Annotated in this window: 14 protein-coding genes; 7 read left to right on the top strand and 7 right to left on the bottom strand. The window is 58.3% G+C overall.

Annotated features, from left to right (window positions below; all coding sequences use genetic code 11):
- Positions 1-273: 273 nt before the first annotated feature.
- The 3 genes from paoC to paoA are packed head-to-tail and all read right to left on the bottom strand — an operon-like array spanning position 274 to position 4,048.
- Positions 274-2,472, bottom strand: coding sequence for an aldehyde oxidoreductase molybdenum-binding subunit PaoC (gene paoC / locus CKW31_RS27820; protein WP_095102103.1), 2,199 nt, complete (start codon positions 2,470-2,472; stop codon positions 274-276).
- Complete coding sequence (locus CKW31_RS27815) at positions 2,469-3,425, bottom strand: xanthine dehydrogenase family protein subunit M (RefSeq protein WP_095102101.1); 957 nt, start codon at positions 3,423-3,425, stop codon at positions 2,469-2,471. The genes paoC and CKW31_RS27815 overlap by 4 nt, the downstream gene beginning before the upstream one ends.
- Entirely contained in the window at positions 3,422-4,048 is a 627-nt protein-coding gene (gene paoA, locus CKW31_RS27810; RefSeq protein WP_371856827.1) for an aldehyde dehydrogenase iron-sulfur subunit PaoA, read from the bottom strand. Before paoA ends, CKW31_RS27815 begins: the two co-directional genes overlap by 4 nt.
- Positions 4,049-4,563: 515 nt before the next feature.
- Here paoA and CKW31_RS27805 point away from each other — a divergent pair.
- Both CKW31_RS27805 and CKW31_RS27800 read left to right on the top strand, forming a co-directional pair.
- Positions 4,564-5,457 carry a LysR family transcriptional regulator gene (locus CKW31_RS27805; RefSeq protein WP_095102097.1) on the top strand — a complete coding sequence of 298 codons (894 nt, stop codon included), beginning with the start codon at positions 4,564-4,566 and terminating at the stop codon, positions 5,455-5,457.
- A gap of 100 nt (positions 5,458-5,557) precedes the next feature.
- Positions 5,558-6,568, top strand: coding sequence for an aldo/keto reductase (locus tag CKW31_RS27800; RefSeq protein WP_095102095.1), 1,011 nt, complete (start codon positions 5,558-5,560; stop codon positions 6,566-6,568).
- Between the two features lie 223 nt (positions 6,569-6,791).
- Here CKW31_RS27800 and CKW31_RS27795 read toward each other — a convergent pair whose 3' ends face one another.
- Complete coding sequence (locus CKW31_RS27795; RefSeq protein ID WP_095102093.1) at positions 6,792-7,916, bottom strand: DSD1 family PLP-dependent enzyme; 1,125 nt, start codon at positions 7,914-7,916, stop codon at positions 6,792-6,794.
- 96 nt (positions 7,917-8,012) lie between these two features.
- Between CKW31_RS27795 and CKW31_RS27790 the strand changes: the two genes are divergently transcribed.
- Positions 8,013-8,897, top strand: a complete 885-nt coding sequence (locus CKW31_RS27790; RefSeq protein ID WP_095102091.1) for a LysR family transcriptional regulator — start codon at positions 8,013-8,015, stop codon at positions 8,895-8,897.
- A 225-nt stretch (positions 8,898-9,122) separates the two neighbouring features.
- On the opposite strand, the gene CKW31_RS27785 is transcribed toward CKW31_RS27790, so the two are convergent.
- Positions 9,123-10,490, bottom strand: a complete 1,368-nt coding sequence (locus tag CKW31_RS27785; protein WP_095102089.1) for an MFS transporter — start codon at positions 10,488-10,490, stop codon at positions 9,123-9,125.
- Between the two features lie 127 nt (positions 10,491-10,617).
- On the opposite strand from CKW31_RS27785, the gene CKW31_RS27780 reads away from it, so the two are divergent.
- Both CKW31_RS27780 and CKW31_RS27775 read left to right on the top strand, forming a co-directional pair.
- Positions 10,618-11,511 carry a LysR family transcriptional regulator gene (locus CKW31_RS27780; protein ID WP_218192169.1) on the top strand — a complete coding sequence of 298 codons (894 nt, stop codon included), beginning with the start codon at positions 10,618-10,620 and terminating at the stop codon, positions 11,509-11,511.
- 63 nt (positions 11,512-11,574) lie between these two features.
- Positions 11,575-11,967 (top strand): hypothetical protein, encoded by a 393-nt coding sequence (locus CKW31_RS27775; protein ID WP_095102085.1) that lies wholly within the window; start codon positions 11,575-11,577, stop codon positions 11,965-11,967.
- 314 nt (positions 11,968-12,281) lie between these two features.
- Here CKW31_RS27775 and CKW31_RS27770 read toward each other — a convergent pair whose 3' ends face one another.
- Together CKW31_RS27770 and CKW31_RS27760 are read right to left on the bottom strand one after the other, a co-directional pair.
- Complete coding sequence (locus CKW31_RS27770) at positions 12,282-13,850, bottom strand: lactate dehydrogenase (protein WP_141230201.1); 1,569 nt, start codon at positions 13,848-13,850, stop codon at positions 12,282-12,284.
- A 243-nt stretch (positions 13,851-14,093) separates the two neighbouring features.
- Positions 14,094-15,200, bottom strand: coding sequence for a Gfo/Idh/MocA family protein (locus CKW31_RS27760; protein WP_095102079.1), 1,107 nt, complete (start codon positions 15,198-15,200; stop codon positions 14,094-14,096).
- A 397-nt stretch (positions 15,201-15,597) separates the two neighbouring features.
- Here CKW31_RS27760 and CKW31_RS27755 point away from each other — a divergent pair, with 397 nt between their 5' ends.
- Both CKW31_RS27755 and CKW31_RS27750 read left to right on the top strand, forming a co-directional pair.
- Positions 15,598-17,148, top strand: a complete 1,551-nt coding sequence (locus CKW31_RS27755) for a TerC family protein (protein ID WP_095102077.1) — start codon at positions 15,598-15,600, stop codon at positions 17,146-17,148.
- A gap of 167 nt (positions 17,149-17,315) precedes the next feature.
- Positions 17,316-17,567 (top strand): hypothetical protein, encoded by a 252-nt coding sequence (locus CKW31_RS27750; protein ID WP_095102075.1) that lies wholly within the window; start codon positions 17,316-17,318, stop codon positions 17,565-17,567.
- Positions 17,568-17,824 lie beyond the last annotated feature (257 nt).

Here is a 17,824-nt window from a genome sequence, read left to right as displayed (position 1 = left end):
GAGGGCTAACCGACGGATCAGCAACGTTGAGTTACCTGGGCCACCCCGGTTCTACTCCGTTGAGGGGTGGCCTTTTTTACGTTCAGCGGTGCAGGTCTGGATGTTTGACGCTGAGTCAGCGTGGCGAAGTGAGGTTGTTATCAAACGAGCACGATGGTCTGATTTGAAACCCGATCCTCTTTAGGAGCTGCCGAAGGCTGCAATGGCGTCCATCCTGATACACCGCCATCGCAGCCTTCGGCAGCTCCTAAAGACAAATGTGCATCCGTTCGCTTAAATCATCTCAGGCAATGACTTCAAGACCTTATCCAGGGTAATCGGATACTCGCGAACCCTTGCTCCGGTAGCGTTGTAGATCGCATTGGCAATCGCCGCGCTCACGCCGCAGAGGCCCAGTTCGCCGACGCCCTTGGCTTTCATGGGCGATGACACCGGGTCGGTTTCGTCGAGGAAAATCACTTCCTGTTCGGGAATGTCGGCGTGTACCGGCACCTCGTATCCAGCCAGGTCGTGATTGACGAAAAAGCCCAGTCGTTTGTCCACGGCCAGCTCTTCCATCAGCGCTGCACCGACTCCCATGGTCATCGCCCCGATGACCTGGCTGCGGGCCGATGTCGGGTTGAGAATGCGGCCTGCTGCACAAACGGCCAGCATGCGCCGTACGCGGGTTTCCCCAGTTGCCATGTTGACGGCGACTTCGACGAAATGCGCGCCAAAGGTTGATTGCTGGTACTTCTTGGCCAGCTCGGCAAACTCGATGGAGTCCTCGGCCACCAGCTCTCCGTTACGCGCAGCCTGGCCCAGCGGAACGCTGCGTCCTGCAAACTGCACCTGACCGTCCGCGAAAACGGCATCGTCGGCGGTGTAACCCAGGCGCTTGGTGACCGCTTCACGCAACTTCACACAGGCCGCATAGACACCGGCAGTCGAGCAGTTGGCACCGAACTGGCCGCCTGAACCCGCTGAAACCGGGAAGTCCGAGTCGCCCAGGCGCACCACCACATCATCCAGCGTTACGCCCATCATTTCTGCCGCTGTCTGGGCGATGATGGTGTAGCTGCCGGTGCCAATATCGGTCATGTCGGTTTCCACCGTGACCTTGCCGTTGCTGCCCAGACGTACCCGAGCGCCGGATTTGAGCAGGAGGTTGTTGCGATAGGCGCAGCCGACGCCCATCCCGATCAGCCAGTTGCCTTCGCGCTGCATGCCGGGACGCGGGTTGCGTTTGTTCCAGCCAAACCGCTCAGCACCGGTGCGCAGGCACTGGATCAGGTTGCGTTGCGAGAAGGGCCGCTGCGGGTTGTTGGGGTCGACTTGAGTATCGTTCAGGACCCTGAATTCAATCGGGTCCATGTTGAGCTTCTCCGCCATCTCGTCCATGGCAATTTCCAGCGCCATCAAACCCGGTGTTTCACCCGGCGCGCGCATGGCATTGCCTTCCGGCAGATCCAGCGTGGCAAGGCGCATGGCAGTCATGCGGTTTTCACCGGCATAGAGAAACTGGGTGGGCTGCACGGCGTTTTCCACGCCACCGCCCGCGAGGTCACCGGACCAGCCTTCATGAGCGATTGCGGTGATCTTGCCGTCCTTGTCTGCACCGATACGAATCCGCTGAATGGTGGCCGGACGGTGGGTAGTGTTGTTGATGATCTGCGGGCGGGCCAGCGCAACCTTCACTGGACGGCCGCACTGTCGAGAGCCCAGCGCCGCGAGGATCGCGTCGGAGCGGATGAACAGTTTGCCGCCAAAGCCACCGCCTATGTAGGGCGAGACCAGCCGCACATTTTCCTTGGCCATGCCCAGGGTGGTGGCGATATCACCGACGCTCCAGGCAATCATCTGGTTGGACGTCCACAGGATCAGTTTTTCGCCTTCCCAGGTCGCCATGGAGGTATGCGGTTCCATGGCCGCGTGGGACTGATCCGGAGTGGTGTAGGTCGCATCGAATTGCACAGCAGCCGAACTGAACGCACCCGCAAAGTCGCCGCGCGCGGTATCGGGCGCTTCACCCTCGGTTTTCACGGCTGCATTCAGGTCGCGGCCCAGATCGTATTCGCCGTTACTGCGCAGGTACTCGACCTGCACCAGCTGCGCAGCGGTGCGTGCCTGCTCGAAGGACTCCGCCACCACCAGCGCAATTGCCTGGTGGTAATGCTGGATCTCCGGACCGCCGAGCAGTGTGGCGGTGTTGTATTTGCCTTTGCCAAGCTTGCCCGCGCTAGCGGCGGTAACGATCCCGATGACTCCAGGCGCGGCGTTGGCGGCCTCCAGGTTCATCGAGCTAATACGGCCTTTGGCAATGGCGGAGGTGACCACATAGCCGTAAGCCTGATTCGGCACGGCGTCGTGATGCTCGTAGGCGTAATGCGCCTGGCCGGTGGTTTTCAGTTTGCCGTCAATACGTGGTGTGGCCTTGCCGACGACTTTGAGCTGGTCGATGGGGTTGTTGCTGGCCGGGGTATCAAATTTCATGAGGTAGCCCTCGCTTGCGCCATGACCGAAGCCAGCGTGCGCTCGGCGAGGGTGACTTTGAATTCATTCTCGTGGGTCGGCGTGGCACCGGCCAGTAGCCTGGTCATGACCGCCTTGGCGCCGTCGGGCATCAGCGATTCAGCGTCTTCAACGCGCCAGGGTTTATGCGCCACACCGCCCAGCGCTACACGGCCTTTGCCATTGCTTTGAATCACTGCGGCAACTGAAATCAGCGCAAATGCGTAGGACGCCCGATCACGGACTTTCTGGTAGATGTGCGTGCCGCCAATCGGCGCGGGGAGGGTGACGGCGGTGATCAACTCGTTGGCTGCCAACGAGGTTTCGATGTTGGGCGTATTGCCGGGCAAGCGGTGAAAGTCAGCAATGGGAATGACCCGGGTTGTACCGTCCGGGCGTACGGTCTCTACTTGAGCATCCAGTACCCGCATGGCGATGGCCATATCACTTGGGTGGGTGGCGATGCAGGCACTGCTCACACCGATAATTCCCAGTTGCCGTGTGACGCCGCCAATCGCCGCACAGCCACTGCCCGGATGGCGTTTGTTACACGCCTGATTAGTGTCGTAGAAGTACGGGCAGCGTGTGCGCTGAAGCAGATTGCCGGCGGTGGTCGCGGCGTTGCGCAGTTGCCCGGAAGCCCCGGCCAGCAATGCTCTGGACAATAGGCCGTAATCCTTGCGCACACGGGCGTCGGCGGCCAGATCAGTGTTGCGTACCAGTGCGCCAATTCGCAGGCCGCCGTCGGGCGTGGCTTCGATACGATCCAGCGCGAGGTCATTGACGTCGATCAGGTGCAGCGGCGTTTCAATCTCCAGCTTCATCAAGTCCAGCAGATTGGTACCGCCTGCGATGAACTTGGCACCTTCGGTCTGGGCAGCCTGTGCCGCTGCTTCGGCGGGCGACTGCGCCCGTACATAGGTGAAAGGCCTCATGCGCTTACCTCCGCGACTTCGCTGATGGCTGCAATGATGTTGGAGTACGCACCGCAGCGGCAGATATTGCCGCTCATGCGTTCCTGGAGTTCACTGGCTATCAGTTGCGGACGGTCAGTCAGATTCTGGCTGACATGGCTAGGAATGCCCTGACGAATCTCATCGAGGACGGCCACTGCCGAACAGATTTGCCCCGGTGTGCAATAGCCGCACTGGAAGCCATCGTGCTTGATGAACGCGGCCTGCATCGCGTGCAGCTTGTCCGGTGTGCCCAAGCCTTCGACGGTGGTGACTTTGGAGCCTTGCTGCATGACGGCGAGGGTGAGGCATGAGTTGACGCGTTTGCCGTTGACGATCACGGTGCACGCACCGCACTGGCCGTGGTCGCAGCCTTTTTTGGTGCCCGTGAGTTGCAAGTGCTCGCGCAGGGCGTCGAGCAACGTAGTGCGGGTGTCCAGATCCAGTTGTCGAGCCACGCCATTCACTTCAAGTGACACCGGTGCGCGTACCGGGCGCGCCATCTGGTTGGCCGCCGATGCCAGGGCGGAAATGAACGGAGGAAGTACGGCCGTGGTGGCTGTCACCGCGCCCACGATCAGGAATTTGCGTCTGGTTATTTTCATCAGGTCACGGTCGTCCATTGTTTTGTTCCCCCCCTATGCATGGGGATGGCTGCGAATTCAGCGGTGGCTTGGCAGCGGCATCTGTATCGACGCCTTGTCGGTAAGTTCGCTTATGCCGGGCGTCTCTGCGCCTTGGGCCTGGTCCGGCTGCCCGGTTTCAGGTGGGTCAAGTTTCGTACAGGTCACATTTCGTGCAATCAAAGTTACGACTCACCGTCTGCGTAGAAAGTTTGCGGTTTCTGCTCGCTAACAGTTATGTGTTCTGCTCATGAATGCAGACCGGCACGTAGTGGGTGTGCGAGAGCTGTGACGGTAGTTGCCCAAGCCTTGCAGGACTATGCGCATGGACCGCAATACACCCCTGAGCTGAGCTCATCAATGCCCGTGAACCCCGCATAAACGGGCACTTGGTATGTGTCTGTCAGTGGTTGCCCCGATACATCTTGCAAACAAATAGCGTGGTCGATTAAGCGTTAGCTGGTTTAATCCACCCATTAGATGACGAGGGCTCATGAATGGCGCGGGACAGTTATAACGATCTGCTGGCATTCATTGCGGTTGCCCGTGAAAGGAGCTTCACTCGCGCCGCGGCACAGCTTGGAGTTTCTCAATCCGCCTTGAGCCATACCATCCGTTCGCTGGAGACCCGACTCGGCGTACGGTTGCTGACTCGCACCACCCGCAGCGTGGCACCTACCGAAGCAGGTGAGCGGCTGTTCGAGAGCCTGGCGCCACGGTTTGAAGAAATCGATGCTGATCTGGCCGAAGTAACAGGCATGCGGGACAAGCCCCGCGGCACCATCCGCATTACCGCTACCGACCATAGTGCCAATACGGTTCTGTGGCCGAGGCTGGCTAAAGTCTTGCCGAAGTACCCCGACCTCAAAGTCGAGATCATGACTGACTACGGTCTGACAGACATCGTCGCTCAGCGTTACGACATCGGTGTACGACTCGGCGATCAGGTTGCCAAGGACATGATCGCGTTGCGCATTGCGCCGGACATGCGCATGGCCATCGTGGGCGCGCCGTCGTACCTTGAAAACCGCGCCATGCCGCTCAAGCCTGATGATCTGCATGAGCACAATTGCATCAATCTGCGACTGCCGACTCATGGTGGTTGTTATGCCTGGGAGCTGGCGAACGGCAAGGACGAGCGGCAGATCCGCGTGAAGGGGCAACTGACTTTCAATGGCGTATATCAGATACTTCAGGCCGCCCTGGATGGCGGTGGTCTTGCCTATATGCCTGAAGATCTGGCACAGCCGCACGTCGATGCGGGTCGTTTGAACTGGGTGCTGGAGGACTGGTTTCCAACCTTTCCGGGCCTGCATCTGTATTACGCCAGTCGCCGTCAAAGCTCCCGGGCCTTGGCAATCGTGGTCGATGCCTTACGGCTGAACACATGAATATTGCTCATGACTGAATCTCGCTTTTTGATCTTACTCAATAATCTCTCGTTCTCTAGGATGGGCTGAATTCTTATCTCAGCCACTCTCGAGAGGACTTATGGACTACCGATATCTGGGCCGCAGCGCTCTGAAAGTCTCACCCCTGTGCCTGGGCGCCATGATGTTTGGCGGCGAAACCGATGAGCCAACGTCTAAACGCATCATCGCCAGGGCGTTCGAGCAGGGCGTCAACTTCCTCGATACGGCTGATGCCTATCATGCCGGTCGTTCCGAGGAGGTGGTCGGTCGTGCCATCGCTCAGCAGCGCGACCGTTGGGTGTTAGCGACCAAGTTCGGCTACCCGACGCCCGGAGCTCAGGGGCCTAACGAACAAGGCCAGTCGCGCAAATGGATCATGCAATCGGTTGAAGCCAGCCTGAAACGATTGGGTACTGATTATATCGATGTGCTGTATTTCCACCGGGCGCTGACTGATGCACCGATGGAAGAGGGCGTTCGGGCAATCGGCGACCTGATTCGTCAGGGCAAGATCCGCTATTACGGGGTTTCCAACTTCCATGGCTGGCGTATCGCGGAGATGGTCCGGATCGCTGATCAATTGGGCATCGAACGGCCGGTGGCGAGTGAGCCGCTGTACAACATCGTCGACCGCAGTGCGGAAGTTGAGCAATTGCCTGCCGCCGAGCAGTACGGGCTTGGGGTTGTGTCGTACAGCCCGTTGGCACGAGGCGTATTAAGCGGCAAGTACGGGGTTGATGCAGACATTCCGGCAGACTCCCGGGCGGCCCGCGGTGACAAGCGTTTGCAGCAGACCGAGTGGCGTCCCGAGTCGCTGAAAATTGCCCAGACGATTGCCGGGCATGCGGCTGAGCGGGGCACTACGTCTATTGCTTTCGCGCTGGCCTGGGTCTTGAAGAACAAGCTGATCAGCGCCGCGATTGCCGGGCCCCGGACTGAGGCGCATTGGGACACGTATCTGGAGGCGCTGAGTCTGGAGCTGGGTCCGGACGATGAGAAGCTGGTGGACAGCCTTGTGGTGCCGGGGCATACGTCGACCCATGGTTATACCGATCCGGGTTATCCGGTGCAGGGGCGGAGGGTTGGGTAGGGCTCGCTTGAAATGTAATCCCGGTTAAGGCCTTGGCGCCTGCTTCATCGGAATCCCGTCCAAGCCCGGCTCACACAGGAATCACTGATGACGTGGGACCGGCTTCAGCCGGGAATACGCCGGGACAGGCGTTGAATCTTTATCCGCAGAAATACCGCCTTCCCGGCTAAAGCCGGTCCCACGTCGTCAATCAGCTTGCGCAGAGTTCTGAGGGCGCTGGGCATCACCACCCATACAACCGACCCCAGACCTGCACCCTACCTTCGGCATCAACCGCCTGATACTCCGGAAACTGCGCGCCTGTGGCGCACGCATGGTTAGGAAGAATGCGCAGGCGGCTGCCGATCGGATAGCGCATGGTGATATCGGCTTCGCGAGTACTGACAATCCCGTGTTCCTGATTGGCTCCTTCAAACACCGCACCTTCAATCCATTCACCGCTTTCGCTGCAGACCTGCCCATAACCGAAATCACGTTTCTGTTTCTGGGTACCCCGATCCCGACTCATGGCCATCCAGCCCGCGTCGGTAATAATCCAGCCTTTCTCTTCCTGATGACCAATGACCGTAGTCAGCACGCTAAGGGCCAGTTCGTCTGGCTGGCAGATGCCGACGTTGAGCATTACCAGATCAAAAAATACGTAAACCCCCGCGCGTACTTCCGTCACGCCTTCAAGGTCTGTGGCCGACAGTGCCGTGGGCGTCGAACCGATGCTGACTTCAGGGCAGGGCAGCCCTTGGGCGCGGATCTTTTCAGCTGCCAGCACGCAGGCCCGACGTTCCTGTTCGGCCATTGCCTGCAAAGCCTCGGGATTGTCGAGCTCGTAACTTGAACCGGCGTGGGTCATGACGCCGAGCAGTTGCATGCATCCTTCATGAAGCGTTCGCGCAACGTGCAGCAACGTCGGGTCGTCGGCTTTCAACCCGGAGCGATGGCCGTCGCTGTCGATTTCGACCCAGACGTCGAAGCAATGCCCATGCGCTCTGCCAAAGCTGACGATGGCCTGGGCACCGATCAAGCTGTCGGTGACGATACTCAAGCGACAGCCCTTCACCCGCAGCCCAAAAGCCTGCTGCAATTTGCCCGGCGCCATGGCCACACCGTAAAAAATGTCGTCAATGCCATGGGAGAAACAGTGCGCGGCTTCTTTCAACGTGGACACCGTGATGCCTTGCGCTCCGGCGGCGCGCTGGGCATCGATGACGGCCAGGCATTTGCTGGTTTTCACATGCGGGCGCAGGCGAACGCCCAGAGAGCGCATTCTTTGCTGCATACGCTGGATGTTGCGCTGCATGCGGGGGATGTCGATGACGGCGGCGGGCGTGTTCAGGGTCTGAAATGTCGGCATAGTCATGGCTCTTGTTGGCGGTGCGTGCTGCCAATCTACGTCGTTAACGTAAGTCTGTGCTTCAATGCAGTGGCATTTATCATTAAGTGAAACTGAATGATCGCCATCGAAGATCTGCGTCTGGCAGTGACGCTTGCCCGCTCGGAATCCCTCAGCGCGGCGGCCAGAAGCCTGAATGTCTCGCCGCCAGCGCTGTCCATGCGCCTGCGCAAGCTGGAAGGTTTGCTGGGAATCAGCCTTGCAAACCGTACTGCCCGACGGTTGAGCCTGACCGCCGAGGGTGAGCGTTTCGCCCGACAGAGCGCGTTGTTGCTGGAACAACTGGAAGCACTGCCGGAGGATTTCAAACAGGCCGATGATCAACTGAGTGGCACCCTGAGACTGGCAGCGCCGTTCGGTTACGGCCGGTTGCGCATCGCGCCGTTGCTGGCGCGTTTCGCCAGATTGCACCCTGAGGTGCGGGTGCATCTGGATTTGCGCGAAACACCCTGGCCCGACCGTCACGACTGCGACGCAGTGATCCATATCGGTAGCGTCAGCGATAGCTCGTGGGTGGTGCGTACGCTGGCCCATAACGAGCGTTGGCTGTGCGCCAGCCCGGCCTATCTTGCGCAACACGGAATGCCTGAATCCCCCGAAGATCTGTTGCGGCACCGGTGTATCTGCATTCGCGAAAATGAAGAGGACGTCACCCTCTGGCAACTGCGCAGGCAGTCAACGCGGCGCACTTTGCGCATAGAACCGGCGATGCTCAGCAATGACGGCAGCGTCGCCCGGCGCTGGGCAGAGCAGGACCAGGGGCTGGTGTTGCGTTCCCAGTGGGACATCAAGGACGCGCTGGCGAGCGGGACGCTGGTGCGGGTCTTGCCGGAGTGGGAATTCGACAGCGCCCCCATCAGCTTGCTGGTGCGCTCCCGGAAAAACCGTACCGCGCGTTTGCAGGCGTTGGTGGCGTTTCTTGAAGAGGCGCTTAGAGATTAATCTGGAATGTGATCCTTGTGGGAGCAGAGCTCGGTCTGCGCGGCATTTCGACGATAAGGCACCGCACAGGAATCACTGATGGACGTGGGACCGGCTTCAGCCGGGAAGAGGCCGGTACAGGCGCCGAATCTCTATCTGCAGAAATACCGCCTTCCCGGCTAAAGCCGGTCCCACGTCGTCAATCCGCTTGCAGGCGAACATAGAGTCTCCCACAAGGTCCAGCGCTCACTTTGGAGCGTGTCCATCTTCCTCAATCACCACCCGCTCAAACCGGCCAGCCAGCAAGCCATAAGCCAGAAGGCCGAGGACGCCGTGGGCCGCGACGAACCACAGGGCGATATTGAACGAGCCGGTCACCGCAACGATATAGCCGATCACCAGTGGCGTGATGATCCCGGCAATATTGCCGATGCCGTTGAACACGCCGCCGCTGAGACCGACCATGTTTTTCGGTGCGGTATCAGACAACACGGCCCAGCCCACCGCCGCCAGTCCTTTGCCGAAGAAGGCAATGGCCATGACGGTGATGACCATCCAGTTGGCGTCGAGGAAGTTGGCCGAGACCAGGATCGTCGACATCGCCATGCCGATCATGAACGGTGTCTTGCGGGCGATTGACGGGTGTACACCACGACGAATCATCCAGTCAGAGAGCATGCCACCCAATACGCCGCCCGAGAAACCGCAAATGGCAGGCAGCGCGGCGACCCAGCCGGCTTCCATGATGGTCATACCGCGTCCCTTGATCAGATAGATGGGGAACCAGGTGATGAAAAAGTAGGTGAGGGCGGTGATGCAGTATTGGCCCAGGTAGATCGACCACAAGGTGCGGCTGGTGAACAGTTGCTTGATTTCGCTGAGCTTTGCTTTGGGTTTTTTCGTGGTGCGGGTCAGCTCCAGGTCCACCAGTGCGCCGCCTTCGCGCATGTATTCCAGCTCCCGAGGGCTGAGGTTTTTATCGCTGTGGGGCTCACGGTAGAAAGCAAACCAGACCACACTCAGCACGAGACCCAAGCCACCCATCCACAGAAACACATGCTCCCAGCCCCACGAATGGGTCAACCAGGCCATCATCGGCGTGAATAGGACGACGGCCATGTATTGCGCGGAGTTGAACAGCGCCGACGCAGTACCGCGTTCGCTGGTGGGAAACCAGCAGGACACGATGCGGTTGTTGGCCGGGAAGGCGGGCGACTCGACCAGCCCCAGCATGAAGCGCATGGCGAACAGGCTGATGGCGGCCGAAGCGCCCATTAAACCCATCCACCCGACAGTGCCCTGCAGCATCGTGAAGATGGACCACAGCACCAGGCTGCAACCATAAACACGGCGCGCACCGAAGCGATCCAGTAACCATCCGCCCGGCACCTGGCCCAGCGCGTAAGCCCAGGCAAACGCGGAAAAAATCACGCCGAGCATCATCGGATCCAGACCCAGATCCTTGACCACCCCGGTGCCAGCGATGGACATGGTGGCCCGGTCAGCATAGTTGATGACGGTAACGATAAAGATCAGGGCAAGAATCAGAAAGCGATGGCGACCGACCCTGGCTTGCGCCTCGACCTGGTCCAGAGGGATGGATTTCGACAGCATGAGGCGTCTCCTGTAGGGACGTTTTATTTTTGTTAGAAGATGTAACTTCTTCTTTCCTCGATAGTAGGAGCCTCGGTGGATATACGTCTAACATAGATACTGGATAGGTTGATGCGGATTTTGAATCGTGGAATTACACCAGTTGCGATGTTTCGTGGCCGCGGCCGAAGAGCTGCACTTCGGCAGAGCCGCCACACGCCTGCATATGACCCAGCCGCCATTAAGCCGACAGATCCAGTTACTGGAGCGTTCGCTGGGCATTGTCCTGCTGGAGCGCAATAACCGCGGCGTGCGCCTGACGGCGGCTGGCCGAGGCTTTCTGCGCGATGCGCGACATATCCTGACGTTCTCGGAGCAGGCGGGTAATTCAGCGCGGCGTCTGGCCTCCGGCGAAGTGGGCAGGCTTACCCTGGGGTTTACCGGGGTTAGCGCTTACAGCATGGTGCCGCAGTTGTTGGCCAAGGCTGCCGTTGAAATGCCGGAAGTAAAGTTTGTGCTCAAGGAGATGGTTTCCGATGCCCAGCTGGATGCACTGTCGGCGAATCTGATCGACATAGGCCTGGTGCGACAGGTCAGGGATCGGGAGATGTTCGATGCGCAACTGGTGTATCGGGAGCCGCTGTTAGTGGTGCTGCCTTCAGGACACCCGTTGACCGCGCAGCCGTCGATTGCCCTGGCGGACCTTAATCATCAGCCTTTTGTGATGTACGCCGCAGATGAAGGCCGTTATTTCTACGACTGCATTGTCGGGCTGTTCGCCATGAGCGGTGTCACGCCTCACTACACTTATCACCTGGGGCAGACCCACGCGATTGTGAGTATGGTCCAGGCCGGTCTGGGACTATCGATCGTGCCGGCTTCGGCCCGGCAACTGCACAGTGGCGCAGTGGTATTTCGGCCGCTGCGCGACGCGACCCTGAATGCTGACCTGCACATGATTTCCCGCAACGATAACGAAAATCCAGTGTTGCCCGCGTTCAGGGATTTGCTCAGTCGGGAGTTTGAACATAATCGAGCGTGAAAAATGCGCTGATCCTGCCGGGGGTGATGGCAAAGTCGGGACAAGCCTCGGTATGCTGCGCCCATGAGTGCCCCACTACCGCTTCGTCAGCCTTGTCCCCCCGGTGCCTGCAATTGCGGGCGCGAACTGTTGCAGGCCCACGAACTGCGGATTCTGGCGTTGACCCGTCAGGAGGAGAAGCGCCTGCTTGAGCGTCTGGAAAACCTGAAGAGTCTGGCCGATCTTGAGCACATGCAGGGCAAGTTGTACGAGCAGTTGGGGATTCGACTGGAGGTGGTGCCGGGTTTTAACGAAGTACGCAGCATGCGCGGGATCGCGATCACTATCGACGAGTTGCCGGGGTTGTGTCGCAAAACCCGGCAGTCGATTCCTGCTGCCATCAGGCGAGGCCTGGAAAAGAATCCTGAAATTGCCTACCGGTTGCTGGACGCACACGATCTGTTTCGCGATGTCTGAGTTCAGGCTTAGCATCTCTCAGCCTTGACGCTGATTTTCTGTAGGAGCTGCCCGGGTGTCACTGACCCTACGCTGTCGCGCGGTAAACCTGAGACCTGTGGAACCGGATTCGTCCGGGAAGGCGGCATTTCAGGCAACGATGTGGTGGCGGATCTACTGGCCTCTTCCCGGATGAATCCGGTCCCACGGGTTGTGTGTAATCAGATAGTTATGCGTTGTCTGGTAGGAGCTGCCGAAGGCTGCGATGGCGGTGTGTCAGGGTTAATGCCTCGCAGCCTTCGGCAGCTCCTACAAGTGTGCGTCATGACTGACTGTCAGTTGACCACCGAAGACGGATTGGACTGCAGCAGCACCTTGGCATGCACCGCCATCAGGTCGTCGTCAAGTGTCGACTTGCCCGTCGTTATCCGCGAGCTTCGGTCGTCACGCAGGGCGGCGTCGATCATGCCCAGCAAGTTGCGCGATTTGGAAATCTCTTTCGGTGTGCTGATGGTATCGATCAGTTTGCCCATCTCATATCGATTGACGATTGTCGACTGTTGAGCGCTCTGGGTAGAGCTGGCCACAACCAGCGCGCCCTTGTTATAGCCGATGCGGGTGCTGCTCTCGGCCTGATCCTTGATCTGGTAGAAGTCGTAGTTTTGCGATTCGGCGGTATTGCCCAAGGCCAGTTTCGAACCAGGATAAATGCTCTTGTGGTACGACGCCTCCAGGCTGGATGTCTGCTTCTGCTCGATGGACCGATTTGCGTTGCCCGCACCTTGCATGTCTGTAGTTTGCGAGGCTTTATAAGCAAACTTGTCGGCTTCTGCGGGGCGCATCGGGTTGCTGTGTTGGGCGTTTTGCGTCAGCGACACGCTGAAATCCGCAAGCCCGGTCAACATCGAGCGATCCACACTGTTCAGGCCAGAGCTGTCGCTCAGGCTTTTGGTGGAACTCTGCAAAGATGAAAATGCATCCTTGAACAACTCCATCAGGTCTTTGTCGCCCTGGCCACGGCTTTGCGCTGCGTCAAATTGCTTCAGGTAGCTTTGTACGGCCTGGGCTTGCTGTTGAGCGTTGCCCAATATCGCTGAGTTGTTCTTAACGCTCAGTTGAACATTGCCGGTTGGGCCAGTCATTTCGACGGATTTGGTCTTTTCATCCGACTGGAAATTCAACGTCTGATACTGGTTATCGCCCACTTTCAGGCGCGCGCTCAGGTCAACGGACGAGAAGAGGGCTGGATTCAGCTGGGTCAGGTTGCCGAGATTCAGGCGTGGCGTTTCGGCAGTCAGACCATCAATCGCTCCCTGAAAGGAATCTGCCAACGAAGCCAAGGCCTCATTTTCCTCATCGCTCAGCTTGCCACCGGTGACATCGGCTTGCACCGCGAGGCCGTCATCCTTGCTGGTCAGGTTCAGGGTGATGGTCGCGCCACTGGCGGTTTTCAGGGTGAGGGTGATGGTGTTTTGCGTATTGCCGTGCAACTGCGCCTGGGCTGATTTCAGCGCGGCAGCGTCTTTTACATCGCCAGCGCCTGATTTGATGATGGACTGGGAAATGGAGTTTGAATTGCCGCTGGCAAGCTGTTCCAGCAGTGCCGCGCCCAAGCCCTGAAAGCGTCCCGCTGTCGATTTCGCGGACATGTTGCCGGTGAGGGCAGTAGTCACGGCGTCACGGGTGTTTTTCTCAAGGATCAGCACCGAATCGGCGTTGTTCAAGCTTCCACGGCTGGAGTAAGTGGCGGCATCCGCGACTTTGGAATCCTCACCAAGCATGACAACGGAGGCCGGTGAGCTGGCGAGTGTCAGAGGTGTCTGGGTGGCGCTCACTGGTACGGCAGTGGTGGCTGGAGTGGTGATGAGCGGCGTGCTGGCAGTGACTAAAGAGATTGATGTCATAGCGCTTCCGTGCTGGCTTATCTGGATTTGTATCTACTTTGTAGCGGCCAATTGCAGGGAAACTTTAGAAAGGGAACTGGATGGGGAGGGCGCCATGGTTGCCGACGTGGGACCGGCTTTAGCCGGGAAGGCTGTCTTTCAGACAATGAAGATGTGCTGAATGTACCAGCCTCTTCCCGGCTGAAGCCGGTCCCACGTCAGTCGCCGAGAGCAAATCTCGTTCCGACGGCGCTCCGAATGCTCTTACTCATTCGGCTCATCGGTATTGATGTACTCCGGCACTTTGGCCAGTGGCAAGCGGCGGGCTTGTTCGATGCTGATGCCGGGACGATTCGGCAGCGGGTCGAGTTTCTGAATCTCGCCCGTCTCGAGACTGCGTTCTATGGCAGCCAATACCCGCACATCGCGCCAGCCTTCGTCGCCATCGGGTTCTGGCTCGCGGTCTTGCAGGATGCAATCGGAGAAGTACTGGGTCTGACCGCCGAACTGGTCCACCACAGGATGTTCATGTTCTGTGGTTTCGTCACCGATGATTGCCCGGTAACTGATCGCGACGCCTTCACCAAAACCGAAGCATGGCGATGCTTCGAACTCGCCTTTGGTGCCTATTAATTGATAGCGCTGGGTGCCCGGCAGGCTGTAGCTGACGGTGAATTGCGCCAGTCGCTCTTCCGGGAAACGCAGGGTCACGCTGACAGTATCCGGCGTATTGATTTCGCGCCCCGGCGTATGAATAGCCACGGCATGAACTTCCAGAGGCTCGGCATCAAACAGGTTGCGGACCGCATTGATCGGATACGGCCCCATGTCCGCCGCAGGACCTGCCCAGTAGCCATTCTGCATGCGGTGATTTTTTGGATCGGTCGTCTGCGCAAAGGTCGCCGTGAACAACCGTGGATCGCCGATTTCACCTGCGCGTACGCGTCCGATCATCTCGACAGTGCCCGGCTCGAAATGCAGCCGGTAAGCAATCATCAGCTTGGCACCGGAGCGCTGGGCGGCTTCGGTGATCGCAATGCAGTCTTCTTCGCTGGTCGCCATGGGTTTTTCCAGCAATACATGGATCCCGGCTTCCAGTGCAGGCACGGCAAATTCCCGATGGCGGAAATTAGGCGTGGCCAGGTAAATCGCATCGATTTCCCCTGACTTGAGCAGCGTGTCGAACTCGCTGTAGTCATAGCTTTTCAGGTCGTACAGCTCAGCCAGCTTGTCGGCTTTGATCGGGTCGCCAGTCACCAGTGCAGTCATCACCGAGTTATCAGTCTGATCGACGCCCGGCATGAATGCGCCTTGAGAAATCCAGCCTCCGGCAACCACTGCGTAACGAATTTTGCCCTGTGCATCTGGCATGAGATAAGCCTCCAGAATCGCCCGGCGTTATGCCCGGCACGTATAGAAGGGGCATGCTCAGGCGCTGGAAGTTCAAAGCAATTGCCCGGACAGGCGAAATGATGTCAATCTTTGTAATACTTTTCGAGAGTGGGAAAGTGACTTTCTCGTTGTAGGATCACAGCCCGTAATAAATCTCAGGATTGTATGAACACCGTTCAGGAACCTCCCGGTTGCTTTGCTTTTAACTGCTTTGATTTTAACTTCAGTGCCGATCCCGCTTTCCCCTCAGGATCAGCTCGTCTGAATACCCCCCTCGATAATCCGTCTAGTGTGTCCTGTGCGGCCGACGTATCTTTACGTCCGGCAGGCTTGAGAACATCCGTCAAATCCCGTCTGCGAGAGATTCAATAGTTCTATGGAATGGATAGCTGATCCCACGGCCTGGCTTGGCCTGCTCACTCTGATCGTTCTGGAACTGGTGCTGGGCATCGATAACCTGGTGTTCATCGCGATTCTCGCTGACAAGCTGCCACCCGAGCAGCGTGACAAGGCGCGGGTCATTGGCCTGTCGCTGGCGTTGATCATGCGCCTTGGCTTGCTGGCCAGTATTTCCTGGATGGTCACGCTGACTGCGCCACTGTTCGAACTGTTCGATCACAGCTTCTCGGGCCGCGACCTGATCATGCTGTTCGGTGGTGTGTTCCTGTTGTTCAAGGCCACCATGGAATTGCACGAGCGACTGGAGGGTCACGTTGCCGAACGTACCAGCAACGGCACGTATGCCCGATTCTGGCCGATCGTTGCGCAAATCGTGGTGCTGGACGCCGTGTTCTCCCTGGACGCGGTGATTACCGCCGTGGGTATGGTTGAGCATCTGGCTGTGATGATGATTGCCGTGATCTTCTCCATCGGCCTGATGATCATCGCCAGCAAGCCGTTGACCAAATTCGTCAACTCGCACCCGACTGTGATCATGCTGTGTCTGGGCTTCCTGATGATGATCGGTTTCAGCCTGACCGCTGAAGGCCTGGGCTTCCATATTCCTAAAGGCTATCTGTACGCGGCCATTGGCTTCTCGATCCTGATCGAGCTGTTCAACCAGGTCGCTCGCAAGCGTCGCAAGAAGTCATTGCATGGAGCGCGGCCTATGCGTGAGCGCACCGCCCACGCCGTACTGCGCCTGCTGGGTGGCCGCAAGCTGGACGCCGATGAAGTGGGCGAAGAAATCGCCGACATGCTGGAAGGTGAACAGACCGAGGCGGTGTTCCACCGTCGTGAGCGAGTGATGATCAGTGGTGTGCTGCAACTGGCTGAGCGTCCGATTCGCTCGGCCATGACACCGAGGGCCGAGGTAGATCTGATCGACCTGGCTGACGATCCGGAAACCGTGCGAACCAGGCTGATGCATTCGTCCTATTCGCGTTTGCCATTGATCCGCGACGGTCGTGTGGATGAGCCATTGGGCTTCGTGCACAAGAAGGAGTTGCTCAAGGAATTGTTGGCTGGCAATGAGCCGAACCTTGAGTTCATGGCGCGTAAGGCGATCAACCTGCTGGACAGCTTCACGATCCTCAACGCCCTTGAGCAGATGCGCAAAGAGTCGACCCACATCGCTTTTGTGGTCAACGAATTCGGCGATTTTATCGGCCTGTTGACCATGACCGACATTCTGGAATCCATCGCGGGTGAACTGCCGGATGCCAGCGAAGTGGAGGGGCCGGATGTAGTGGCCGAGGACGACGGTTTTATTGTCTCTGGCGGCCTTAACCTGAGCCAGGTGCGTGAGCGTGTCGGTTTTCAGGCCCATGCGACCGAGGACTATCAGACCCTTGCCGGTTTGGTGATGAGCCTGCTGGATCGCTTGCCAAGGATTGGCGACAAGCTCGATTGGGAAGGCTGGGACATGACCGTCGTGGGCGTCGAAGAGCGACGTGTCACCCGGGTTCTGTTACGCAAGCCCCAGTGACCAGCAAGTGATAAAAGCCCCGCTTTTGCTGGGGAAGCGCGAGCCAGACACCTCGCGCACCAGCATCAACGAGGCTGATAATCAGTATCTGAAAGGGTGGTTTTTCATAAGGCGGTTGTGAATTTAGATTGGCCCCATCACTTCGAAACAACTATTGGAGCCACATCATGAAACGCACAATCGCTTTGAGCTTTGCCCTTTCGATCCTGACCGCGACCGGCGCTTTTGCCAGCACTTCGCCCATCCAGACTGTCGCTGCAGTTACTCAGGTTGCCGACCGTTCCAGCGTTGCGACCCCTGAAGTCCACGTTGCCGGTGCCGGTAACAAAACCTTCGACCGCGCTGCAGTGAACCTGGATAAAAAAGTGGTGGTTGCCGAAAACCGCAAAGAATTCGGTTCGCAGTATCAGCGTTATTGATCGCGAGGTCCGAAAAGAAACAGCCCGGCTCGCCGGGCTTTTTTGTGTCTGAAGTGATCACAATCTGAAGCGGGCTTGGCGGCGAGAGGATTTGATGCGGTGATTCAGGCCTTCCGTCTCGCGAACAAGTTGTTGTGGCTCAATATTTATGGACCATGATGTAGGAGTATCAACCTAAGGAAGCATCATGGGATTTCGGGTCGTTACAGCCGAAGAAAAAGCCGAGGCTATTCGCCTGGTCGTTGAATTGAATTACT

It is taken from the genome of Pseudomonas sp. Irchel 3A5 (assembly GCF_900187575.1).
Classification (GTDB): domain Bacteria; phylum Pseudomonadota; class Gammaproteobacteria; order Pseudomonadales; family Pseudomonadaceae; genus Aquipseudomonas; species Aquipseudomonas folii.
Note: the sequence above shows the minus strand (reverse complement) of the source record. Positions and strands in the feature narration are given on the sequence as shown.